Raw genomic sequence first — 24,794 nt, 5'->3', positions numbered from 1 at the left:
GAAGAGGAAATAGATTGCTTGCCTGCTGTTGCTGTAGTCAAATTCTGTGTAGTTACGTGTGCCGTACGTCTCGGTTAGATAATTTGATTTGAAATCATAAATATCTGAAACTAAGTATGATACAAAATATCTTAACAATAATTTTGACCAAAAGATTTATTAAATAATAAATTATTAAAAACTGAGCATTTCAAGAACTTAAGAATTTTTCATTGAAAATTGATATCGGTTGTATATTAAGAATTTTGACTAAAATACCCATCTTGTGGATAAAGCTTAAAACCTGAATCTTTTTCTTTCAATATTTCTCTTTCTGCTATAAGACAAGTATGATAAGTTTTCGAAAAAATGATATTCAGTTGAGTTTTAGCTTATTTTTACTGGGCAGCGATAGCAGGTGCAATTATTTTTCGTTTGAGAGAAATATTCGGTACACTTGGAGCTGTAATTGTAATAGGTTATACGATGATAGGTTTGATGATTGTAACCCATGAGACTGTGGGACAGGCAAATATGCAGTTAATTCAGCATATTTTTGGATCTGTACCTGAAAAAGTTTCATTAATCGGGGTACGTAGCAGCGATTTAATAGAAAATATACATAAAGAGGTGGTAGAGAAACTGGCCGCTTTGGATTATGGCCATGGTGTACTGATTTTGACAGATATATTTGGAGCTACGCCGTGCAATTTGGTACGCCGGCTGATTCAGCGAGAAGATGTTATTTTACTTACTGGTTTGAATGCTCCTATGTTAATCAAAGCACTGCAAAATTTTACTAAAGCAGAAGATGTGCATAAATTTGCTGATGATGTTAAAGCAGCTGCTATCGCCGGTATTATGACTATATCTAATCAGGATGAGCCCTAACATGATAAAAAAGGAAATTGAAATTGTTAATAAGCTAGGTTTGCATGCACGAGCTTCGAATAGATTTACTCAGGTGGCCAGTAGTTTTCAGTGTGAAGTGTGGGTAACACGGAAAAGCCGGCGAGTGAATGGTAAAAGTATTATGGGTCTGATGATGCTAGCTGCCGCGCAGGGTAGTGTTATTGAGCTGGAAACAGATGGAGTAGATGAAAATCAGGCGATGCAGGCATTAGTTGAACTGATTAACAATTATTTTGGTGAAGACGAATAATGTGTATAGTGCTGCATGGTGTGGCAGTAGGAACCGGAGTAGCTATTGGACGGGCTCATTTAGTCGTACGTGGGATGGACGATGTCCCTCATCGCGATTTATCCATAGAAGAAATTCCAGCAGAAATTGCCCGCTATGAGCAGGCTATTAAAACGACACGCCGTCAGTTAGAACAGCTACGCACCGATATTCCTCAAAATGCACCTTCGGAACTAGGCGCGTTTATTTCTTTGCATCTGATGCTGCTTGGAGATGTCAGTCTGTCTCGAGAGCCTGTTGATATTATTAAAGAAAAGTGTATTAATGCTGAATGGGCTTTAAAGTTACAAACAGATAAGTTAGCTGAACAGTTTGATGCAATTGAAGATAATTATCTGCGCGCGCGTAAACAAGATATGTTGCAGGTGGTTGAGCGTATTTTTAAAAATCTGATTGGAATATCTACAGAAGTTGTAACTGAAGCCGAGGACTTTGAAGAAGATACGATTCTGGTTGCACATGATTTATCACCGGCAGATACCGTCTTTTTTAAAGACAGCCGTATTGCTGCTTTTGTTACAGATGCTGGTGGTCCAACTAGTCACACAGCTATTTTGGGGCGTAGTCTAGATATTCCATCAGTAATTGCGCTTGGATATGCCCGTGAGTTAATTAATGAAGATGAATTGATAATAGTTGACGGTTCTATGGGCGTAGTCATTATTGCGCCTGATGATGTTATTTTAAAAGAATATCGTCGGCGTTTACGCGAATTTCGTAGTCTAAAACGGCAATTAAATAAACTAAAAAATACGGCGGCAACAACCCTAGATGGCATCAATATAGAGCTTTTAGGCAATATTGAAAGTGTTAATGATATTAAATCATTAAATAATCTGGGTGTAGATGGTATCGGGCTGTACCGCAGTGAATTTTTTTACCTAAATCGGGATGCATTACCGACAGAAGAAGAGCTATATACAGAATATGCTGATGTGGTAAAAAGGCTGAAAGGTAAACCATTAACTATACGCACTATTGATTTGGGTGTTGATAAAAATCCGCGTTGGTTTGGACCCAGTCATACGATGAATCCAGCCCTAGGTCTGACTGGAATTCGATTATGTTTGGCAGAACCTGTGATGTTTCGTACTCAGATGAGGGCTATTATGAGAGCTGCTGTTCTCGGTCCTGTACGCATGATGTGGCCAATGATTTCGTCAGTCACTGAAATTCAACAATGCCTAACTCATCTGAATACTGCTAAACAGCAGTTAAATGACCGTTTTCAAAAGTTTGATGAAAAAATTCAGGTCGGCGCCATGATAGAAATACCATCAGCTGCTTTAACTGTGAATTCTATTCTGAAACTGATTGATTTTGTGTCTGTGGGTACCAATGATTTGATTCAGTATACATTGGCTGCTGATCGTAATGATGAAAGTGTTAGTTATTTATATCAGCCTGGTCATCCTGCAGTGCTTAAGCTGCTATTACATGTTATTCGTACTGCTGTACGGTTAAATAAACCAGTGTCGATTTGCGGAGAAATGGCCGGAGATGCCCAGTATACGCGTCTGCTTATGGCGATGGGATTACGTCGTTTTTCGATGAATGCGAATAACATTCTAGCAGTAAAAAATCAGATTATTCAAAGTGATTTGTTAATGCTAGAAAATGAGGTGCAGAAAATTCTGCGCAATGATGATCCTGATAAGGCATTAAAATTGCTAAAAAAATTTAATTCTTCACATGAATTGGCTGATTCTGTGGAATAAAACAAATTCTTTTGTTTGACTTAGCATAGATTAACTGCGTTTAATGCTCGGATTAATATAATTATTTTATCAATATTGTTGTTGCCTGACAGTCAGTATTGAGTAAGTAGTGTTTTCCCGCAAATTGTCCACCGATATTCTCTCCCTTGGTATCGGTGGTTTTTTTTAGATAAATATATGTTATGTGAATATATTATTTAAATTGATTGATTACATAGTATGTTTTCAATATTGAAGAGTTGAAGGAGTCTACTATCTTACTAAAGTAATTAATTGCAAGTTGGTGTCTGGAGTAAGCTGTTATAATAGCGGTCTATTTTTATACAATAAATTGATGATTCATGATGCAAGAACAATACTGTCCTGAGAAGATTGAACCCGCAGCGCAGGCACGCTGGCAGGAATACCGCTTATTTAACGCTGAAGATTTTAGTCCTAAACCTAAATATTATTGTCTGTCGATGTTCCCTTATCCTTCTGGTAAGTTACATATGGGACATGTGCGTAACTACACAATTGGTGATGTATTGAGCCGTTATCGTCTGCTTAATGGTTTTAATGTTATGCAGCCGATGGGGTGGGATGCATTTGGCTTGCCGGCTGAAAATGCAGCAATGAAGCATCAAGTGGCGCCCGCTCAATGGACGTATGACAATATTGCTTATATGAAAAAACAGTTGCAAAGTCTGGGCTTTGCGATTGACTGGGGTCGGGAAATTGCGACATGTACACCAGAGTATTATCGCTGGGAACAATGGCTGTTTGTGCGTTTGTTTCAAAAAGGCATTATTTATAAGAAAAACGGTACGGTTAACTGGGATCCGGTAGATCAGACTGTATTGGCTAATGAACAAGTAGTAGATGGACGTGGTTGGCGTTCTGGTGCGATTGTGGAAAAACGCGAAATACCGATGTACTACTTTAAAATTACGGATTATGCTGAAGAGCTGCTTAATGGGCTGGATACACTGGATCATTGGCCTGAGCAGGTTAAAACCATGCAACGCAATTGGATTGGTAAGTCGCGTGGTATGCAGGTTCGGTTTGCTCTATCTGATGACAGTAAGGCCGGTTTGAGCGGTGAGTATGCTGACTATGTGCAGGTCTACACTACACGTCCAGATACGCTGATGGGTGCAACTTACATTGCGGTAGCAGCAGAACATCCTCTAGCCACTGCTGCAGCTATTGATAATCCAGATTTACAGCAGTTTATTGCTGAGTGTAAGGCTGGTTCAGTTGCAGAAGCTGATATGGCTACGATGGAAAAGAAAGGTATGCCGACAGGTCGGTTTGCTGTTAATCCTCTGAACGGTGATGTACTGCCGGTGTGGGTAGCTAATTATGTGCTATGGGGTTACGGTGATGGTGCTGTGATGGCAGTTCCGGCTCATGATGAGCGTGATTTTGAATTTGCCACTAAGTATCGCTTGCCGATTAAGCAGGTAATTGCTTCTACTCAGGCTGATGATGAATTCAATACGCAAGCTTGGCAGGAATGGTATGGTCGTAAGGAGCAGACGCAATGTATTAACAGTGGTGAATTGGACGGCTTAGATTTTCAGGCAGCGTTTGAACGTATAGGTGAAATTTTGCAGGCGAAAAATGCTGGTGCACCGAAAACGCAATACCGTCTGCGCGACTGGGGTATTTCTCGCCAGCGTTACTGGGGCTGTCCGATTCCGGTTATTCATTGTGATGATTGTGGTGATGTTACGGTGCCGGAAGATCAGCTGCCTGTAGTATTACCAGAAAATGTTGTCCCTGATGGTGCTGGATCACCTTTGACCAGAATGCCGGAATTTTATGAAACCAATTGTCCGTGCTGTGGAAAGCCTGCTCGCCGCGAGACCGATACAATGGATACGTTTGTTGAATCCAGCTGGTATGCGATACGCTATGCTTCACCGCAATGTGATACGGCTATGGTGGATAAAGAGGCTGCTAATTACTGGTTGAATGCTGACCAGTATATTGGTGGGATTGAACATGCAATTTTGCACTTGTTATATGCGCGCTTCTTTACTAAATTAATGCGTGATGAAGGGTTGTTAAATGTAGATGAACCATTTGAACGTCTACTTACTCAGGGTATGGTAGTTTGTGAAACCTATTACCGTGAGGGTGCGAATGGTAGTAAAGAATGGATTGCACCACAAGATGTGGACTTGAAGCGTGATGATAAGGGTAGACCACTGGAGGCAACTTTAAAAGCAGATGGCAAACCTGTTTGTATTGGCGGCATTGAGAAAATGTCTAAATCTAAAAATAACGGTGTCGATCCCCAAGAGCTGATCGACCGTTATGGAGCAGATACAGCGCGTTTGTTTATGATGTTTGCTGCACCACCAGAACAATCGCTGGAATGGTCTGATGCTGGTGTAGATGGTGCACACCGCTTCCTACGGCGTTTATGGCGTACGGTGTATGAGTACTTGCAGCAAGGTACCAGTGTAAAGGCATTTTCAGGTAGTCAGGATGGGTTGTCCGCTGAACTGAAAGCATTGCGTCTAAAATTACACACCACGATAGCCAAGGTAACCGATGACTATGGCCGTCGCCAGCAGTTCAATACTGCTATTGCTGCAGTGATGGAACTGCTTAATCAATATGATCGTACCGATTGCAGTTCAGAGCTAGGACGTACAGTAGCTCAAGAGGTGTTGGAATCCGTGTTGCGCCTGCTGTGGCCGATTGTGCCTCATGTATGTGAAATATTGTGGAATGAGGTGTCTACGCAGAAAACGCTGTGGGAAGCAGCATGGCCGCGTGTGGATGAAGCTGCACTGGTACAAGACGAAATAACCTTAATGGTGCAGGTAAATGGTAAGCTGCGTGGACAGATTACCGTTGCAGCTGATATCAGTAATGATGCAGCACAGGCCGCGGCATTGGCTGAGCCATCTGTACAGCGTTTTGTTGAAGGAAGAACGCCGAAAAAAGTAATTGTTGTGCCAAAACGTTTGGTTAATATCGTCGTCTGAATTTTGCAAGGGCTAAAAAAAAGACATGTTTTAACATGTCTTTTTTGTTTATATTTGTCTGATTTGAGTATGAACAGTCAGTAATCAGATTATCCGTGTTCTTTAAAACTTATGGCAGGGTGTAGGCAATTAATGTATCACCCATTTTTGTACCAAATGAACCATGACCTCCGGCCATTTGTACAACGTATTGTTTGCCATTAACAGCATAGGTCATAGGTGTTGCTTGACCACCTGCTGGTAAGCGTGCCTGCCATAATAATTGACCATTACTAGTGTCGAAGGCACGTAGATAATCATCTTGTGTGGCACTGACAAACATTACATTACCTGCAGTAGATATTGAACCGCCAAGCCCTGGTACACCGATTTTCATCGGAGGTAGTTCAAACAGTTTCGGTAGGCTATCGCGTATTGTTCCGATACGTTTTTTCCAGACTACTTTATTAGTTTGTAAATCTACGCCGCTAACAAATCCCCAGGCTGGTTGTTTGCAGGGTAAGCCAATCGGAGATAGGAAAGGATTGATCTCTACTCCATAAGGTACCCCATACATGGGTTGCATACCGTTTTCTGTGCCTGCACCTTGTTCTTGCTGTGCTCTGTTTGGATTGGTTGGTATCAGGCGAGAAATGAAAGGTAGTTCAATCGGATTCATTAGTGCAATCTGACGATCTTGATTCACAGATATACCACCCCATTCAAACACACCTAGATTTCCGGGAAATACGAGCGTGCCATTTTCAGAAGGTGGCGTATAAATGCCATCATAATTTAGACGTTTAAATTGAATTCGGCAGACAAGCTGATCGAACATGGTTGCACCCCACATATCCTTATCTGTGAGTTTGCCCTGTGGTGTCAGGCTTAGTGCTGAGAATGGCTGAGTAGCTGCATAGTGCTCGCCTTTAGTCGGATTGCCACGTTTTATGGTTTGTGGTACTGATTTTTCGGTAATGGGAACAATGGGTTGTCCAGTTTCGCGATTAAGCACAAAAATATTACCAGTTTTAGTCAAAATATAAATGGCTGGTGCTCGTTTTCCTGAAGGTAGTGTTACATCCATTAATGATGGTTGAGCCGGCACATCCATATCCCATAAATCGTGATGAGTGGTCTGAAAATGCCAAATAAGTTTTCCGGTGGAGGCATTTAGTGCCACGATGGAATTAGCATACCGTTCTTTGAGTTTATCTCGATTTCCTCCCCAGATATCTGGTGTACCTACTCCAGTAGGTATATAAACAATATTCCTTTGCTGGTCATAGACTAAAGGTGCCCATGCATTGGGAGAATTATGCACAAAAGTAGTATTTTCACCCGGCATGGCATTCGGATTTTGTGCACCAGTATCAAATATCCATTTCAGATGGCCATTGTTGGCATCATAACCACGGATGACACCAGAGGGCTCTTTTGTGGAGAGATTATCAGTAACAGACCCACCAATGATAATAGTGCTGGGTGTCACTACCGGCGGTGAAGTAGGATTGTAGCCACCTAAATATGCATAAGGCATTTTGGCTTGAAGGTTGATTTCGCCGTTATTGCCAAAGTCCTGACATTTTTGTCCATTGTCGGCATTAACTGCAATTAATCGTCCATCATTAACCGGCAAAAGGACTTTTCGTGGACATAAAGTAGAAGGAGTGGTTTCATTTTGCTTAGCTTTGGTCGCGTCGTAATAGCTGACACCACGGCAAGTAAGATGTTGAAAGGTTTTATTGCTGCGTAACTTTGGATCAAAACGCCAAAGTTTTTTACCTGTTGTGGCATCGAGGGCATCCAAAAACTGATGTGGTGTACAAATGAATAGCTTGTTACCGATTTTAATTGGTGTCAGCTCATTAGTTGTTTCTGCTGAGTCGTTATTAGTTTTGAAATCACCGGTGTGATAGGTCCAGGCTACTTTAAGCTGATTAACGTTATTGGTATTGATTTGAGTTAAAGGGGAATAGCGTGTGCCGCCTTGTGTACGGCCATAGGCGGGCCAGTCTTCTGCTGCTACGCCATTTGGGTCTACTGCAGGTTCTGGCTGGGCACGCGAAATGGTACCGTTGATTTCTTGTGGGTCATGATTAATGCTGTAAAGCATGATACCCAGAATAACTATCAATCCAATGGCAATGGCAGCTTGGCCACTGCGTTTGGTAGCTAATTGGCGTGTTGGCCATGGTAACAGTAGCCACAGACCTAGTAAAAACAGAATGTCAAAACGTGGTGCCAGTGCCCAAAAGTCTGTACCGGATTCCGATAATCCCCAATCAAGTGTGGCAATGAGGATTATCGCGAACCACCACAGGCTATTGCTGCAATTACGCTGATATAGAACGGTGAACAAACCAAGTGCGATTGCTAGGATTGCATAATAAGCGGAACCGCCCAGACTAATTAACCAGATTCCTCCTATAAGCAAATAAAGAGTAGCTAGCCATAATATGATCGATGTGATGATTTTGGCGACGGAACGCTTTGATTTATGTGTGTTCATTATGCCTCTGTATGTTGTTTTAATAAAATTCTTATGGTTAATAAAAGTCATTATAGTCAGCAATAATAATTATGCAAATGACTATCTTTATGAATATTAAATAATTAATATTCAAGATTTTATATACTATTCATCTAAAAATTATTGTCTTAGGGATTCAAAAGCTAATTTAGCAGATTTATTGATAATAAATTATATTATTGACGATGGTGTATAAAAGTTAATTCTTTTTTCAAAAATCTGGTTGATCATGATTCAGAACAGATTCTTTCAGTAGTATTAATTATCGCTAGGGCGCTACAATAATATTTTTTTATGTGAAAATTCTTGATTTTGTTTTTATCTGATGCCATCGCACAGATTCGATACGAATAGATGTAGTTTTGTTAATATAAATATTTCAAAAATTCAAAGTTTTTGATAAAAATGGTTGGTTAATGCTGAAGTTATCTGGTTGGCTTAATTCACTATTAATTATAATAAGACAAAAACTAAGAGAAAACATTTGAATAAACATTGAATAAAAAGCAGCAAAAAATTGAATGGTTAATTATTTTTTAAATAAGCTGATAAATTATTCGATTGATAAATTATTTAATAAATGAACTTTTCTTAAGATAAAAAATTCTTCCGTATATTCTTTGCTTTTTATTGGGAAGTTTGAAAGTAATATATTTTATATATGTTAATGGCATATATAAAATATTACTGGCGTAAGCTTAGCAATAAATCACGGAATACATTTGGATCCTTGATGAAGGTGATTTCGCCAACTTGCGGAAAATGATAATCAAGCAGGCGTGAAACCCAGAAACGGATACATGCTGCCCGTTGTGCAATCGGGAAATAATCTTTTTCATCAGTGGTTAGTGTTCGTATGCTTTCATATCCACGGAAAAAAGCTTGCTGGAGATTCTGATCAAGATGATTGTCTGCTCGTCGAGCCCAATCGTTTACTGCAATAGCAAGGTCGTACATGAAGTTGCCATTACATGCATAATAGAAATCAATAAATCCGGCTACCTGCTCCCCGTCCAACAAAACATTATCACGGAATAGATCGGCATGGATAATGCCTTCTGGTAAATCCGCACGATTATGAGTATCAAAAAAAGCAATTTCTTCTAGCAATAGATGCTTATCTTCTTCATTTAGAAACGGTAAGAGCCGATTGCTGGCTTCGTGCCACCAGCTTATGTAGCGTGGATTAGGCATTGTTTGTGGAAATTCAGTTCCGGCCAAATGCATTTTCGCCAGCATGGCTCCTGTATGGAAGCATTGCTGTTCGGAAGGGCTACTGGTGTCTTTGCCAGACAAGCAAGTAACCAAACAGGCTGGCTTGCTTGCAAGCGTACTATCCAACCGGCCGTCTATTCGGGCAATGGGAGCAGGACAAGCAACATCATGAGCACTGAGATGCTGGGTAAGATCCAGAAAAAAAGGCAGTTCAGCTTGTGTCATGGCTTCAAATACTGTTAATACATAACGTCCCTGTGTGGTGGTAACGAAGTAATTACTGTTGGTTACCCCTTGAGCGATACCTTGCAAACCAATAAATCGACCCAAGTGATAATCGCGCAGAAACGTGCGCATTTCATCATCGCTGACACTGGTATAAACAGACATAGATATCACCAATCAAACAGGATAAAGACATTATTAAAAGCTGAAACAGAAAATAGAAGTGATTTCAGCAAAACGTGTGCATGATAACAAAAAAATCTTGTATTCAGTCAGCAAAACAGGACTAATACAGTGGTTATTATGCTTTTAACATATAATAAAAAGGAATAAATGAATGCATAAGGGCTATTTCACAAGCTTCGAAGATTTACGTATCCTTGATAAGCACTATGTATTAAACGCTGGCTGAAGGTTTGCCAGTTCAGGAGTATAAAATGAATTTATCCGTGCTTGCGAACACGATAGTGTTCGCATTGTTATTATGGGTGCTTGGTCGAACGCAGTTTTTCAAATGGAGTCTTTCCAGAAAAGTATTGCTGGGTATGATTCTGGGTATTTTATTCGGACTGGGGCTACAGCTTGTATACGGCACAGCCAGTCCAGCTGTTGATGTTTCATTGCAGTGGATTAATGTAATTGGTAATGGTTATGTTCAGCTTTTACAGATGATAGTGATGCCGCTAGTATTTGCTTCTATTCTGAGTGCGGTAGCGCGTTTACATAATGTCACACAGCTGGGCAAAATCAGCCTGATGACGATAGGTGTATTGTTGCTGACTACGGCTATTGCGGCCCTAATAGGAACTCTTCTTACCAGCTTGTTTGGATTGACTGCAAACGGCTTGATTCAGGGTGAGGCTGAAACTGCACGTTATATTGCAATTCAAACAAATTATGTTGGAAAGGTAGCCGATTTAACCGTACCACAACTGCTTCTTTCATTTATTCCGAAAAATCCCTTTGCTGATTTAACTGGAGCAAATCCAACATCTATTATCAGTGTTGTGATTTTTGCTGCATTTTTAGGTATAGCGGCATTGAAACTTTTGAAAGATGATGCCGCTAAAGGTGAAAGGGTATTGCTGGCTATAGATACGTTGCAAAGTTGGATTATGAAGCTGGTTCGGATCGTCATGTTATTAACTCCCTATGGAGTGCTGGCGTTAATGACAAAAGTAGTGGCCGCTTCCAATTTACAAGATATCATCAAGCTTGGGGCTTTTGTACTGGTGTCTTATTTGGGATTGGCATTAATGTTTATGGTACATGGTTTGTTGCTAGGGGTTTCTGGTATCAATCCAAGAAAATATCTACAGAAGGTTTGGCCGGTGCTGACATTTGCCTTTACTAGCCGCTCCAGTGCTGCTTCTATTCCACTAAATGTCGAGGCACAGACACAACGCCTAGGTGTGCCAAAGTCGATTGCTGGTTTCGCTGCTTCTTTTGGTGCAACCATCGGGCAGAATGGCTGTGCTGGCTTGTATCCAGCCATGCTGGCTACTATGGTTGCACCAACAGTAGGAATTAATCCGCTTGGCCCTTGGTGGATAGCTTCCCTAGTTGGAATAGTAACCATCAGCTCAGTTGGGGTAGCAGGGGTGGGTGGTGGTGCGACTTTTGCTGCTTTGATTGTATTACCGGCAATGGGCTTGCCGATTACATTAGTTGCGTTACTAATTTCGGTGGAACCTTTAATTGATATGGGCCGCACGGCATTAAATGTTAGTGGCGCCATGACCGCCGGTACCTTAACCAGCCAGTGGCTACACCAAACGGATCAAGCCATACTAAATAGTAGCGAACATGATGAGCTTACACCATAATCGTTTTGAGTGAACTAAAACTACGTTGAATTTCAGCCAGTCTTTTAATACGGACTGGCTGAATTTATATTGATGCTCTCGCATTGATCTGAACAGATTGCGATTATGAATGCATTCAGAAAAAAACAGGTTAATTATATATAAATCAACCTGTTATGAATACAGCACAAGTAAATATTATCCAACTTGCTACTGAATATTTATCTGCTGTGTAGAACAATTTGCAACATGCGCCGGATGGGTTCTGCGGCACCCCATAAAAGCTGGTCGCCAACGGTAAATGCACTAATGTAATCACCGCCCATACCCATTTTGCGAATACGTCCGACAGGTACAGTTAATGTGCCGGTAACAGCCGCAGGTGTCAGCTCGTGCATGGAGGCATTTTTTTCATTCGGCACGACTTTTACCCAGTCATTAGCTGACGCCAAAATATGTTCAATTTCAGAGACCGGTAAATCCTGTTTCAGTTTTATAGTTAGTGCCTGACTGTGGCAGCGCATGGCACCCACACGTACGCACAATCCATCAATTACCAGTGGTTGGGTACTACGACCTAAAATCTTATTGGTTTCCACGGCACCTTTCCACTCTTCCTTTGACTGGCCATTACCCAGATCGGCATCAATCCATGGAATCAGGCTTCCGGCCAACGGTACGCCAAATTGTGTCTGCGGATAAGCATCGCTGCGCAGAAAATCGGCTACTTTGCGGTCGATGGACAGAATAGCACTGGCCGGATCGGCTAGTTCGGTACTAACCTGTGATTCAATTGCACCCATGGCACTGATCAGCTCGCGCATATTTTGAGCACCAGCTCCGGAAGCTGCCTGATAGGTCATGCTGGTAGCCCATTCTACTAAATCTTGCTCAAACAGACCGCCAAGAGCCATCAACATCAGTGATACTGTACAATTACCACCTACAAAATCTTTGATTCCACTAGATAATGCAGTATCAATTACAGCACGGTTTACCGGGTCAAGTACAATAACGGCTTTATCACTCATACGCAGGGTAGAGGCAGCATCAATCCAGAAACCCTGCCAGCCTTGTTCACGCAATGGCTGATGCACAGCTTTTGTATAATCACCACCTTGGCAGGTAACAATAATATCCATTTGTGCCAGAGCTTCCAGATTATGCGCGTCCAGCAAAGTTTTAGCTGTCTGACCAAAATCCGGCGCTGCCGCACCTGCAGCCGACGTCGTGAAAAAATACGCATCAGCAATGTTCTGAAAATCATTTTCTTCCTGCATGCGCTGCATCAATACCGAACCCACCATGCCGCGCCAGCCAACAAAACCTACTTTCACCGGGTGCTCCTTAAGTCACTTTAAATGAATCAAAATCTCTGTTACCAGAAGTCGTTCACTCTTATAACCATATTCGTGACTATTTGTAAACTGTTAATTTTTGTTTGAATTGTATTTGATGCTGAATAGCACGTTTTGGCAGATTAGTGCTATCCGTTTGAGCTCAATTCTGGCCGTATAGAATCGGTAGCCATTCCGGTGTACACTTTCGCCTTTGTTTTTAGTTGGTGCAATCGATGAATTTACTGCGTACTCTGGCCAAAGTCAGCAGCATGACCATGTTGTCACGTGTGCTAGGTTTCATCCGCGACACCATAATAGCCCGCAGCTTTGGTGCGGGCATGGCAACAGATGCATTTTTTGTGGCGTTTAAACTCCCCAATCTGTTGCGGCGTATTTTTGCCGAAGGCGCATTTTCACAGGCCTTTGTGCCGATACTGGCTGAGTACCGCGAGACGCGTTCACCAGAAGCAACGCGGGCTTTTGTGCAGCATGTGGCCGGATTGCTGTCGTTTGTACTAATAATCGTGACTGCCATCGGGATTCTGGCTGCGCCGGTGGTAATTTATATTTCTGCGCCTGGTTTTCAACAAGATGCCGATAAATTTGCACTTTCTGTCCAGCTATTGCGGATCACATTCCCATATATATTTTTGATTTCGTTGTCCTCACTGGTTGGCAGCGTACTCAATACCTATCATCAGTTCAGTGTGCCGGCTTTTACCCCCACATTTTTGAATATCTCCTTTATTGTATTTGCTTTATGGCTGGCACCATATTTTCATCCGCCGGTACTGGCTCTGGCATGGGCAGTATTTGTAGGAGGATTGTTGCAGCTGCTGTATCAATTGCCATATTTATTTAGGCTGGGTTTTCTGGCCATGCCTAAGCTAAAACTTAGGGACAAGGCCGTAAACCGTGTTTTAAAGCAAATGGCACCGGCCATTCTTGGTGTATCAGTGGCGCAGATATCTTTAGTGATTAACACCATCTTTGCTTCCTATCTGCAATCAGGTTCAGTATCGTGGATGTATTACGCCGATCGTCTAATGGAGTTGCCGACGGGTGTACTGGGCGTAGCACTGGGAACAATTCTACTGCCCACGCTGTCTAAACACTCTGCCACTAATGACATTGCCAGTTTTTCCGCTTTACTCGACTGGGGGCTGCGTCTATGTATGCTGCTCACTTTGCCGGCAGCTGTGGGTATGGCGGTTTTGTCCTTTCCTCTGGTAGCGACGCTGTTTATGTACCGAGAGTTCAATGAATATGATGCACTGATGACACAAGGCGCATTGGTGGCCTATTCTGTTGGTCTAATTGGCCTGATTTTGATAAAGGTATTGGCACCAGGTTTTTATGCGCGTCAAAACATAAAAACGCCAGTCAAAATCGCGATTTTCACCTTATGTATGACGCAGTTAATGAATCTATTGTTTGTGTGGAAACTGCATCATGTTGGTCTGGCTCTGGCCATCAGCTTAGGTGCCTGTATCAATGCTGGGCTGTTGTATATTCTTTTACGGCGGCAGAAACTGTATACACCCACAGCAGGATGGATGCGTTTTCTGGTACGGCTGGTGCTGGCATTGATCATTATGGGAAGCGGTCTGTGGCTCTTGCAGCATTATTTGCCGTTTAATTGGCATAGTGGCGGACTGATAAAAGTAGGTCAGCTAAGTGTCTTGATTGCGGCCGGAATTGTCTTGTACTTCGGTGCTCTTTTCGCATTGGGTTTCCGGATACGTGATTTCCGGCGTGCCGAAGCAGAATAAATAGCTCAATATTTTAGCCTTCTTGATGAGTAAAGTAAGCGTATTACTTGCGTTCAAATTCTTTCAATTCTTCGGCAATAAAATATTTAACCAAATCAGAGTACAGCGTTTTGATTACCTCTCCGTTTAGACCTTGCTCTTCTGCCCAGTGCTGTCGTTTTTCAAGCATGCTTTTGAAACGTTCACTGGCTTGAACATCGGCAGTATTTTTTTTAAATTTACTGGCTGCTTTGACATAACCGAAACGGATTGACAATAACTGAATGATCGCATAATCAATGTTATCAATTTCGCTACGGATTTCATTCATATTGCTGCAATCATCTGGCAGACGGTGTGGAGTATATGGCATATTTGTAAGTTATTTATTTATCAAGAAATTATATTTTAGGCTGGTAAAGATGTTATGTATAGTTAAAAACGTTAAGCTTAACAAATGAAAAATATCGATTAAAAGAATTTAATTCAAGTTAAACAGTGGGGCGTACTCTCAACCCTCTTAATTATGTTATTAGAATTATCTAAAAGTGATATTTATAGCGCAAAATTGTAACTAACAGGGATTAATAAAAAATTTTATAATTGATATTCAGTTTTCTTTAGCAGAAAAAAATATAGAAAATTAACAAGTGATTGTTCGAAGATATTAATGATAACAATTATCATTATATTATTGAAAACATTATTTTTTTATTTCTGTTTAATGTAATACGTACTTTTAATAACGTTCGAAATTAGTTACAATACATCAATTTTACCAATATTTGCATAAGGTCGGCGCAATTATGTTGGCGAATTATTTCCCCATCTTAATATTTGTTCTGGTTGGCTTTGCTGCCGGAGTTCTTTTTATTTCTCTGGGTCTGTTACTGGGACCAAATCGCCCGTATAAAATGAAGCAGGAACCGTTTGAGTGCGGTTTCGAAGCGTTTGAAAACGCACGTATGAAATTTGATGTGCGCTACTATCTGGTGGCCATTTTATTCATCCTCTTTGATCTGGAAGTGGCCTTTATGGTGCCGTGGGCCGTGGTGTTTAAAGAGCTTGGTGCCTATGGCTTCTGGTCGATGATGGTGTTTTTGCTGATTCTGGTTATCGGCTTTGTTTATGAATGGAAAAAAGGCGCTCTGGAATGGGAATAGAAGGCGTTTTAAAAAAAGGTTTTGTTACAACTACTGCCGATACCGTACTTAACTACGTGCGTACCGGTTCATTGTGGCCTGCTACTTTTGGGCTGGCCTGTTGTGCTGTAGAGATGATGCAGGCCGGTGCTGCCCGTTATGACCTGGACCGCTTCGGCATTATTTTCCGTCCCTCGCCGCGCCAGTCTGACCTTATGATTGTGGCCGGTACCTTATGTAACAAAATGGCGCCTGCCTTGCGCCGAGTTTATGACCAGATGGCAGAGCCGCGCTGGGTATTGTCAATGGGTTCCTGCGCCAATGGTGGCGGTTATTACCATTATTCCTATTCGGTAGTGCGCGGCTGCGACCGTATTGTGCCGGTCGATGTGTATGTACCTGGCTGCCCGCCTACAGCAGAAGCACTGGTTTATGGTCTGTTGCAATTGCAGCTGAAAATAAAGCGTACCGCCACCATAGCGCGGGTCTGAAAGTGAGGAAAATATGGCAGATATAGCAATACTGAAGGCCGTGTGTGAAACCACTTTCGGCGATAAAGTACGTTACTGTCTGGATCGCGGTGAGCTGACGCTGGATTGCGCCGCCGCAGATTATCACCAACTGATGCAAATCCTGCGAGACCACCAAGAACTGAAATTCGAAACTCTGATTGATTTATGTGGTGTGGATTATCAGAGCTACAAAAATGAACCATGGGAAGGCAAACGTTTTGCCGTTGTTAGCCATTTACTTTCAATCAGCAATAACTGGCGCGTTCGCGTGCGTGTATGGGTAGAGGCGGAAGATTTTCCTACGGTTGATTCTGTTGTGGACATTTATAACGGTGCCAACTGGTATGAACGCGAAGCGTTTGATATGTTCGGCATCCTGTTTAACAATCATCCCGACTTACGCCGAATTTTGACTGACTATGGCTTTGTCGGTCACCCATTTCGTAAAGATTTTCCGGTTTCCGGCTATGTGGAAATGCGCTATGACGAGGCCGAAGGCCGCGTGATTTATCAGCCGGTAACGATTGAACCGCGTGAAGTCACGCCGCGCGTGGTGAGAGAGGAGCAGTACGGTGTCTAAATTACGCAATTACACCATTAATTTCGGGCCGCAGCATCCGGCTGCACATGGCGTGTTGCGCCTGATTCTGGAAATGGATGGTGAAAATATCGTTCGTGCTGATCCACATATCGGGCTATTACACCGTGGTACGGAAAAATTAGCTGAATCACGTACCTATCTTCAGGCATTGCCGTACATGGATCGTCTGGATTATGTATCCATGATGTGTAATGAACAGGCCTACTGCCTGTCTGTTGAACGTCTGCTGAATATTGATGTACCCATTCGCGCTCAATATATTCGCGTGATGTTTGCCGAAATTACTCGAATCCTCAACCATCTCATGGGTATCGGTTCGCATGCACTGGATATCGGGGCCATGACTGTGTTTCTGTATGCATTCCGCGAACGTGAAGACCTGATGGATATTTACGAGGCGGTATCCGGTGCACGTATGCATGCTGCTTATTTCCGTCCAGGCGGCGTTTACCGTGATCTGCCGGATTTCATGCCTAAGTATGAATCCAGCAAATACCGTAATGCCAAGGTATTGCAAAAACTCAACGCTAGCCGTGAAGGCACCTTGCTAGACTTCATTGAAGACTTTACTAATCGGTTCCCTGCCTGCGTGGATGAATATGAAAATCTCCTTACAGATAATCGTATCTGGAAACAGCGTACTGTCGGGATTGGTGTGGTTTCACCAGAGCGAGCCATGCAGAAAGGTTTTACCGGCGTGATGCTCCGTGGCTCCGGTATAGAGTGGGATATTCGTAAGAAACAGCCTTATGATGCCTATGCCGCCATGGATTTCGATATTCCGGTCGGCATCAATGGTGACTGCTACGACCGCTATCTGTGTCGCATTCATGAAATGCGGCAAGCTAACCGCATTATCCGCCAGTGTGTTGACTGGCTCAGAACCAATCCCGGGCCGGTGATTACGGATGATCATACCGTGGCGCCGCCACATCGTACCGCTATGAAAGACGGGATGGAAGAATTGATTCACCACTTCAAGCTGTTTACCGAAGGGATGCATGTGCCGGAGGGTGAAGTTTATGTGCCCACTGAGCATCCGAAAGGGGAGTTTGGTGTGTATCTGATTTCAGATGGTGCCAACAAACCTTATCGCATGAAAATCCGTGCACCGGGCTTTGCCCATTTACAAGGTATGGATGAAATGGCACGCGGCCATATGCTTGCAGACGTGGTCGCCATTATTGGTACTCAGGATATTGTATTTGGGGAGGTGGATAGATAATGTTGTCCGCTGAGAGTTTAAAACAGATTGATACAGAACTGGCCAAATATCCGGCCGACCAGCGTCGCAGTGCCATTATGTCAGCCCTGCGCATCGCACAGACAGAAAAGGGCTGGTTACAGCCAGAAACCATCGAGGAAGTAGCAGACTACATAGGTATCCCACCGGCACAAGCATTGGAAGTGGCTACTTTTTACAATATGTATAACCTCCAGCCGGTAGGTAAATATAAACTCACCGTATGTACCAATCTTCCCTGTGCGTTGCGTGGTGGTGTCAATGCCGGTGAATATCTGCAAAAGCGCCTTGGTATTCGCTATGGCGAAACCACTGCTGACGGCAAATACACACTTTTAGAAGGCGAATGCATGGGTGCCTGTGGTGATGCGCCGGTGCTGTTAGTGAACAATCATAAAATGTGTAGCTTTATGAGCGAAGAAGCCATCGAAGCGAAACTGGCGGAGTTGAACTGATGGCAATGTACCAAAATGGCGTAATTTTCAATCAGGTTGATACAACTGATCCGGAATGCTGGACGCTGGAAGCCTATTTAGCCCGCGGCGGCTATCAAGCACTGAAAAAAATCATTCATGACAAAATACCGCAGGACGATGTGATAGCCGAGCTGAAAACATCCGGCCTGCGTGGACGTGGCGGCGCCGGCTTTCCGACTGGACTGAAATGGAGCTTCATGCCGCGTTCGTTTCCAGGTACCAAATACATCGTCTGCAATACCGATGAAGGTGAGCCCGGTACATTTAAAGACCGGGATATCATTGATTACAATCCTCATGCCCTGATTGAAGGCATGATTATTGGTGGTTATGCGATGGGGGCGGCTACCGGCTATAACTATATTCACGGCGAAATCTTCGAAAGCTATCTGCGCTTTGAAACTGCTTTACAGCAGGCACGGGATGCTGGTTTCCTCGGGCAAAATATTCTGGGCAGTGATTTCAGCTTTGAGTTACATGCCCATCATGGCTATGGTGCTTATATTTGCGGCGAAGAAACCGCTCTGCTGGAGTCACTGGAAGGCAAAAAAGGTCAGCCGCGCTTCAAACCACCATTTCCGGCTTCCTATGGTCTATATGGCAAGCCCACTACTGTCAATAACACAGAAACGTTCTCTTCGGTGCCGTTTATTATTCGCGATGGTGGCCAGCAATTTGCGGATAAGGGTATTCCAAATAATGGCGGTACCAAGCTATTTTCAGTTTCCGGCCATGTAGAACGCCCCGGTAACTACGAAATACCGCTGGGCACACCGTTTAGAGACTTACTCGATATGTGCGGTGGCATGCGCAATGGCAAAAAGCTGAAAGCAGTGATTCCAGGTGGCTCCTCCGCACCGGTACTGCCGGCTGATGTCATGATGGAAATTACGATGGATTATGACGCCATTGCCAAAGCTGGTTCTATGCTTGGATCCGGTGCAGTGATTGTCATGGATGAAGATGTCTGTATGGTTAAAGCATTGGAGCGGCTAAGTTACTTCTATTTTGAAGAATCATGCGGCCAGTGTACCCCATGTCGTGAAGGTACAGGATGGCTGTATCGCATTATCCACCGTATTACCTCGGGTAAAGGACGGCCGGAGGATTTAGATTTGCTGGAATCACTCGGTAATAATATTTCGGGGCGTACAATCTGCGCGTTGGCGGATGCGGCGGTGATGCCGATTCAGGGCTTTATGAAGCATTTCCGCCCCGAGTTTGAGCACTACATCGAACACGGCAAACCCATGAAAGAACATCGCTGGTGCTAAGGCACTATCTGCTTAGTTAGGATTGCGAACCTATGTTACAAATTCAAATTGACGGTAAACAACTTTCTGTCGAGCAGGGTAGTACGGTGATAGAAGCCGCCCGTCAGGCCGGTACGTTCATTCCGCACTTTTGCTATCACAAAAAATTGTCCATCGCCGCCAACTGCCGAATGTGTCTGGTTGAGGTGGAAAAGTCACGCAAACCGTTGCCTGCCTGTGCCACACCGGTAACCGATGGTATGGTGGTGAAAACCGATTCTAAATTGACGAAAGATGCCCAAAAAGGGGTAATGGAGTTTCTGCTGATTAATCACCCGCTGGATTGCCCGATTTGTGATCAGGGTGGTGAGTGCTTGCTGCAGGATTTATCCATGGGCTATGGCAAAGGCGCCAGTCGTTACAGCGAAGCCAAACATGCTGTTGCCGGTAAAGAGATGGGGCCGTTGGTGTCGGCTGCCGAAATGAGCCGCTGCATTCATTGTACCCGCTGCATTCGTTTTACTGAAGAAATCGCCGGTAAACAGGAGCTGGCGATGAAAAATCGTGGTGAACATTCTGAAATTGCTCCCTTTAATGGCAAAACACTGGAAACCGAACTGTCTGGCAACGTCATTGACTTATGTCCAGTTGGTGCTTTAACCAGCAAACCATTCCGTTTTGACAGCCGTTCATGGGAGCTGAGCCGACGGAAATCCATTTCTGCCCATGATGCGCTGGGCAGTAATCTGATTGTGCAGACCAAAGACCATACAGTGCGCCGTGTATTGCCACTGGAAAACGAAGCCATTAATGAATGCTGGCTCAGTGACCGCGACCGCTTTGCTTATGCAGGACTGTATCAGGAACGCTTAACCCAGCCGCAAATCAAACAAGATAACCAGTGGCATACCGTCGACTGGCAAACTGCACTGGATTATGTGGCCAAGGGCTTACATGGTGTCAGCCACGATTTTGGCAGCGAAGCAATTGGCATGTGGGTCAATCCTGCCAATACTGTGGAAGAAATGCATTTGGCCGGCAAACTGGCTCAAGGACTGGGCATCACTGCTGTTGATAGTCGTTTACGAGCGCTGGATGGGCGACTGGGCGCAGCTGCAAAAGGGGCGCAGTGGCTGGGACAGAACATTGAGCAGCTAGCGGCCAATGAAGTAATTCTGATTGTTGGTGCCCGCCTGCGTCAGGAGCAGCCATTGCTCACCGCTCGCATCCGGCAAGCCACCAAAAACGGCACACAGGTGGCAGTACTGGCTGCAGCCCAGGAAGAACTATTCATGCCTTTACTGGCTCAAGTCAGCCTGCATCCTTATCAGTGGATAGACTGGTTAAGCAATGCACTAAACAGTGAAGTAGGGCAGGCGTTATTAAAAGCGGAGAAAACCAGCATTATTCTGGGCGCTGATGTCCTTAATCATTCAGATGCCGCTGCCGTTTATGCTGCAGCACAGGATCTGGCAGAAGCAACTGGCAGTATTCTTGGTGTTTTGCCGCAAGCAGCGAACAGTATTGGTGCTGAAATGGTGGGCGTGGCGGCTAAAACGGCCGAACACAGTATTGCCGCGCAAATTACTCAGCCGAAACAGGCCGTGATGCTGCTGAATGTGGAACCCGATATGGATGTGGCCAATGGTGCTGCCGCTATTGCTGCGCTGAAGCAAGCACAGACAGTCATGGCATTCACCGCATATGATAGTGCCGTATTGCGCGAAGTGGCCGATGTGATGCTGCCGATCACCCCATTTACCGAAACTTCTGGCAGCTTTATCAATATGGAAGGTCGGCTGCAATCGTTCCATGGTGTGGTACAGGCGTATGGAGAAGCCAGACCATTATGGAAAGTACTGCGGGTACTTGGCAACGTCCTTGAACTGCAGGGTTTTGAGTATGAAAACACGCAGCAGATTCTGGCTGATGCACTGGACAAAGACCAGTTATCTGCTTTGCTGAATAATCAGATTCAGCCGGTTGCCACTAGCAATCCTGCTATCAGTCTGGTACGAGTAGGTGGTGTCAGCCTGTATGCCACCGATGGCATCGTGCGCCGTTCAGCTCCTTTGCAGAACACAGTACATGCTGCCGTTCCTGCTGCGCGAGCACACAGCCATACGCTTAGTGCACTGGGGCTGACAAATGGCGATACGGCATGGGCGAAACAGAACAATGATGCGGTAGCGGTCAGCGTTGCCGCGGACGATACCCTGCCTGAAAACGTACTGCTGCTGCCACTGCATCAGAGTAACTGGCAGCTGGGTGCTTTATTGACCACTGTGGAATTGAGTAAAGGATAATCATGCAAGCGTGGTTTCAACAATTATTAGGCAACGACTTCGGTTTACTGGTGTCTGTAATCGTCAAGATTGTCATCATCATGTTGCCGCTGATTATCACCGTTGCCTACCTGACTTATTTTGAGCGTAAAGTCATCGGTTACATGCAGTTGCGCGTCGGTCCGAATGTGACCGGACCTTATGGTTTAATCCAGCCTTTTGCCGATGTATTAAAACTCTTATTTAAAGAAGTGACCCGCCCGTCACAGGCCAATAAAGCTTTGTTTTATATCGGTCCGATGATGTCGCTGATGCCGGCTTTTGCCGCGTGGGCAGTGATTCCGTTTAGCGAAACTTGGTTTCTTACCCGAATCAATGCCGGCCTGCTCTATATTCTCATGATTACGTCATTGTCGGTATATGGTGTCATCATTGCGGGCTGGGCATCCAACTCCAAATACGCCTTTCTTGGCGCCATGCGTGCTTCTGCTCAGACCATTTCCTATGAAATAGCCATGGGATTTGCCCTGATTGGGGTGATTATGGTGTCTGGCAGTATGGATTTTCACGATATCGTCATGGCGCAAGCCAAAGGTATAGCTGGTGGTTCCATTTTCTCGTGGAACTGGCTGCCACTATTTCCGTTATTTGTGGTGTATCTGATTTCGGCCGTGGCCGAAACCAACCGCGCTCCGTTTGATGTGGCTGAAGGTGAATCTGAAATTGTTGCCGGTTTCCATGTTGAATATTCCGGTTTCGCTTTTGCTTTGTTCTTTCTGGCGGAATATATTTTCATGATTCTGGTGGCCGCGTTGACAGCTTTGTTGTTCTTTGGCGGCTGGTTATCACCCTTTCCGCAAAGTTGGGGCTTCATTGGTACTCCGAGTGTATTGTGGATGTTCCTGAAAATGGCACTGGTGCTGTATTTCTATCTGTGGATACGGGCAACGTTTCCGCGTTACCGCTATGACCAGATTATGCGTCTGGGCTGGAAAGTATTGATTCCGGTCACCATTGTCGCCGTGATTGTTTTAGGATTGTGGATGATTTCACCCCTGTCTTTATGGCGTTAAACAGGGAGAGGCACTGAATATGGCAAATATAATTAAAACTTTTCTGATGACCGAGTTGCTTGCGGGCATGAAAGTGACGTTAAAAAACTTTTTTGCACGTAAAGAAACCATTTATTTTCCGGAAGAAAAAACTCCGCAATCAGTTCGTTTTCGTGGGCTGCATGCACAGCGACGCTATCCCAACGGCGAAGAACGCTGCATTGCCTGCAAACTCTGCGAAGCAGTGTGTCCGGCTATGGCAATTAATATCGAGTCAGAAAAACGTGAGGATGGTACACGCCGTACCACCCGCTACGATATCGATCTGACTAAATGCATCTTCTGCGGTTTCTGTGAGGAAGCCTGTCCGGTAGACGCCATTGTCGAAACCCGTATTTTCGAATATCACGGCGAAAAACGCGGTGACTTATATTTCACTAAACCCATGTTGCTGGCCATTGGCGATCGCTATGAAGAAGACATCGCCAAATGCAAAGCTGCTGATGCACCCTATCGTTAAGAGGTGATCATGAATTTACCCTTAATTCTGTTTTATGTCTTTGCAGCGGTTATACTGCTGGGTGCTATTAATACTGTAATTGCTAAAAATCCAGTACATGCAGTGCTGTTTCTGGTGCTGACTTTCTGTGCCAGTGCCATGATGTGGATTCTGATGCAGGCTGAGTTCCTCGGCATCGTGCTGGTGGTGGTGTATGTTGGTGCAGTGATGGTGCTGTTCCTGTTTGTCATCATGATGCTCAACATCGATATCGAACAGATGCGCGCTGGCTTCTGGCGCCATGCACCGATTGCTGCGCTAGTTGGAATACTGACCGCCGCCTTACTCATTGTGATTTTGGTGAATCCACAACTTGATCTGGCACATCTCGGTAGCGACAATCCACTGCCTGCTGACTACAGTAATGTACGCGATCTGGGTATGCAGATTTACACCACTTATCTGCTGCCGTTTGAACTAGCAGCCATATTGCTGGTATTGGGTATGGTGGCTGCTATTGCTTTGGTGCACCGGCAAACCCACAACCCACGTCGTACCAATCCGGCCGAGCAGGTTAAGGTACAGGCCAAAGACCGCTTCCGTATGGTGAAAATGCAGCCTGAAGTTGCTGCATCAGCTGACGATAACAAAGAAGAAGCATCAGAAGGGGAGCAGAAAGCATGATTACCTTAACTCATTATTTGGTACTCAGCGCCATCTTATTTGCCATCTCGGCCATGGGCATTTTCATGAACCGCAAAAATGTGTTGGTTCTTCTGATGTCCATCGAACTGATGCTGCTGGCGGTGAATTTTAACTTTGTCGCCTTTTCCCGTTATCTCGGAGATAGCGCCGGACAGATTTTCGTGTTTTTTATTCTGACTGTTGCTGCGGCTGAATCCGCTATCGGGCTGGCGATTATGGTGCTGATTTTCCGCAACCGCCAGAGCATTAACGTACAGGATCTGGACAGCCTGAAAGGCTGATGGTTGAGAGGAACG

Annotated in this window: 21 protein-coding genes; 17 read left to right on the top strand and 4 right to left on the bottom strand. The window is 44.2% G+C overall.

Annotated features, from left to right (window positions below):
- Positions 1-465: 465 nt before the first annotated feature.
- The 4 genes from J3U67_RS06915 to leuS all read left to right on the top strand — a co-directional run bounded on the left by J3U67_RS06915 (position 466) and on the right by leuS (position 5,882).
- On the top strand, positions 466-870 hold the full coding sequence (locus J3U67_RS06915; RefSeq protein ID WP_100141456.1) for a PTS sugar transporter subunit IIA: 405 nt from the start codon (positions 466-468) through the stop codon (positions 868-870).
- A gap of 1 nt (position 871) precedes the next feature.
- Positions 872-1,141 (top strand): HPr family phosphocarrier protein, encoded by a 270-nt coding sequence (locus J3U67_RS06910; protein ID WP_100141455.1) that lies wholly within the window; start codon positions 872-874, stop codon positions 1,139-1,141.
- Positions 1,141-2,898, top strand: coding sequence for a phosphoenolpyruvate--protein phosphotransferase (gene ptsP, locus J3U67_RS06905; RefSeq protein WP_267404479.1), 1,758 nt, complete (start codon positions 1,141-1,143; stop codon positions 2,896-2,898). Before J3U67_RS06910 ends, ptsP begins: the two co-directional genes overlap by 1 nt.
- A 344-nt stretch (positions 2,899-3,242) precedes the next feature.
- Positions 3,243-5,882 (top strand): leucine--tRNA ligase, encoded by a 2,640-nt coding sequence (leuS, locus tag J3U67_RS06900; protein ID WP_267404480.1) that lies wholly within the window; start codon positions 3,243-3,245, stop codon positions 5,880-5,882.
- Positions 5,883-5,991: 109 nt separating this feature from the next.
- Here leuS and J3U67_RS06895 read toward each other — a convergent pair whose 3' ends face one another.
- Together J3U67_RS06895 and thrB are read right to left on the bottom strand one after the other, a co-directional pair.
- On the bottom strand, positions 5,992-8,373 hold the full coding sequence (locus J3U67_RS06895; RefSeq protein ID WP_267404477.1) for a glucose/quinate/shikimate family membrane-bound PQQ-dependent dehydrogenase: 2,382 nt from the start codon (positions 8,371-8,373) through the stop codon (positions 5,992-5,994).
- Positions 8,374-9,078: 705 nt separating this feature from the next.
- Positions 9,079-9,999, bottom strand: coding sequence for a homoserine kinase (gene thrB, locus J3U67_RS06890; RefSeq protein WP_100141452.1), 921 nt, complete (start codon positions 9,997-9,999; stop codon positions 9,079-9,081).
- 272 nt (positions 10,000-10,271) lie between these two features.
- Here thrB and J3U67_RS06885 point away from each other — a divergent pair, with 272 nt between their 5' ends.
- Complete coding sequence (locus J3U67_RS06885) at positions 10,272-11,660, top strand: L-cystine transporter (RefSeq protein ID WP_267404475.1); 1,389 nt, start codon at positions 10,272-10,274, stop codon at positions 11,658-11,660.
- A 200-nt stretch (positions 11,661-11,860) separates the two neighbouring features.
- On the opposite strand, the gene asd is transcribed toward J3U67_RS06885, so the two are convergent.
- Entirely contained in the window at positions 11,861-12,976 is a 1,116-nt protein-coding gene (gene asd, locus J3U67_RS06880; RefSeq protein WP_267392094.1) for an aspartate-semialdehyde dehydrogenase, read from the bottom strand.
- A gap of 236 nt (positions 12,977-13,212) precedes the next feature.
- Here asd and murJ point away from each other — a divergent pair, with 236 nt between their 5' ends.
- Positions 13,213-14,751 (top strand): murein biosynthesis integral membrane protein MurJ, encoded by a 1,539-nt coding sequence (gene murJ, locus J3U67_RS06875; RefSeq protein ID WP_267404473.1) that lies wholly within the window; start codon positions 13,213-13,215, stop codon positions 14,749-14,751.
- 43 nt (positions 14,752-14,794) lie between these two features.
- Here the strand turns inward: murJ and J3U67_RS06870 are convergent, their stop codons facing one another.
- Positions 14,795-15,061, bottom strand: a complete 267-nt coding sequence (locus J3U67_RS06870; protein WP_218965379.1) for a chorismate mutase — start codon at positions 15,059-15,061, stop codon at positions 14,795-14,797.
- A 475-nt stretch (positions 15,062-15,536) separates the two neighbouring features.
- Here J3U67_RS06870 and J3U67_RS06865 point away from each other — a divergent pair, with 475 nt between their 5' ends.
- Genes J3U67_RS06865 through nuoK form a run of 11 tightly spaced genes read left to right on the top strand, consistent with a single transcriptional unit; the run spans position 15,537 to position 24,779 of the window.
- Positions 15,537-15,893, top strand: a complete 357-nt coding sequence (locus J3U67_RS06865) for an NADH-quinone oxidoreductase subunit A (protein ID WP_100090213.1) — start codon at positions 15,537-15,539, stop codon at positions 15,891-15,893.
- On the top strand, positions 15,884-16,363 hold the full coding sequence (locus J3U67_RS06860; RefSeq protein ID WP_037407271.1) for a NuoB/complex I 20 kDa subunit family protein: 480 nt from the start codon (positions 15,884-15,886) through the stop codon (positions 16,361-16,363). Before J3U67_RS06865 ends, J3U67_RS06860 begins: the two co-directional genes overlap by 10 nt.
- Positions 16,364-16,376: 13 nt before the next feature.
- Entirely contained in the window at positions 16,377-16,964 is a 588-nt protein-coding gene (locus J3U67_RS06855) for an NADH-quinone oxidoreductase subunit C (protein WP_267404471.1), read from the top strand.
- On the top strand, positions 16,957-18,210 hold the full coding sequence (locus tag J3U67_RS06850) for an NADH-quinone oxidoreductase subunit D (RefSeq protein WP_100151420.1): 1,254 nt from the start codon (positions 16,957-16,959) through the stop codon (positions 18,208-18,210). The genes J3U67_RS06855 and J3U67_RS06850 overlap by 8 nt, the downstream gene beginning before the upstream one ends.
- Positions 18,210-18,683: an NADH-quinone oxidoreductase subunit NuoE gene (nuoE, locus tag J3U67_RS06845; protein WP_100141445.1), complete on the top strand. Its 474-nt coding sequence runs from the start codon at positions 18,210-18,212 to the stop codon at positions 18,681-18,683. The genes J3U67_RS06850 and nuoE overlap by 1 nt, the downstream gene beginning before the upstream one ends.
- Positions 18,683-19,978 (top strand): NADH-quinone oxidoreductase subunit NuoF, encoded by a 1,296-nt coding sequence (gene nuoF / locus J3U67_RS06840; protein ID WP_267392088.1) that lies wholly within the window; start codon positions 18,683-18,685, stop codon positions 19,976-19,978. The genes nuoE and nuoF overlap by 1 nt, the downstream gene beginning before the upstream one ends.
- A gap of 32 nt (positions 19,979-20,010) precedes the next feature.
- Entirely contained in the window at positions 20,011-22,263 is a 2,253-nt protein-coding gene (gene nuoG, locus J3U67_RS06835) for an NADH-quinone oxidoreductase subunit NuoG (protein ID WP_267404470.1), read from the top strand.
- A gap of 2 nt (positions 22,264-22,265) precedes the next feature.
- Positions 22,266-23,315: an NADH-quinone oxidoreductase subunit NuoH gene (nuoH, locus tag J3U67_RS06830; protein ID WP_100151423.1), complete on the top strand. Its 1,050-nt coding sequence runs from the start codon at positions 22,266-22,268 to the stop codon at positions 23,313-23,315.
- Between the two features lie 19 nt (positions 23,316-23,334).
- Complete coding sequence (nuoI, locus tag J3U67_RS06825; protein ID WP_100141441.1) at positions 23,335-23,814, top strand: NADH-quinone oxidoreductase subunit NuoI; 480 nt, start codon at positions 23,335-23,337, stop codon at positions 23,812-23,814.
- Positions 23,815-23,823: 9 nt separating this feature from the next.
- Positions 23,824-24,477, top strand: coding sequence for an NADH-quinone oxidoreductase subunit J (locus J3U67_RS06820; protein ID WP_267404468.1), 654 nt, complete (start codon positions 23,824-23,826; stop codon positions 24,475-24,477).
- A complete protein-coding gene (nuoK, locus tag J3U67_RS06815; protein ID WP_100141439.1) occupies positions 24,474-24,779 on the top strand; it encodes an NADH-quinone oxidoreductase subunit NuoK in 306 nt (101 codons plus the stop codon). Before J3U67_RS06820 ends, nuoK begins: the two co-directional genes overlap by 4 nt.
- Positions 24,780-24,794 lie beyond the last annotated feature (15 nt).

Origin of the sequence: Snodgrassella sp. B3837 (assembly GCF_026535955.1) — a bacterium.
In the GTDB taxonomy this organism is placed as follows: domain Bacteria; phylum Pseudomonadota; class Gammaproteobacteria; order Burkholderiales; family Neisseriaceae; genus Snodgrassella; species Snodgrassella alvi_E.
The sequence above is the reverse complement of the archived record's forward strand: the minus strand, read 5'-3'. Positions and strand labels throughout refer to the sequence as shown.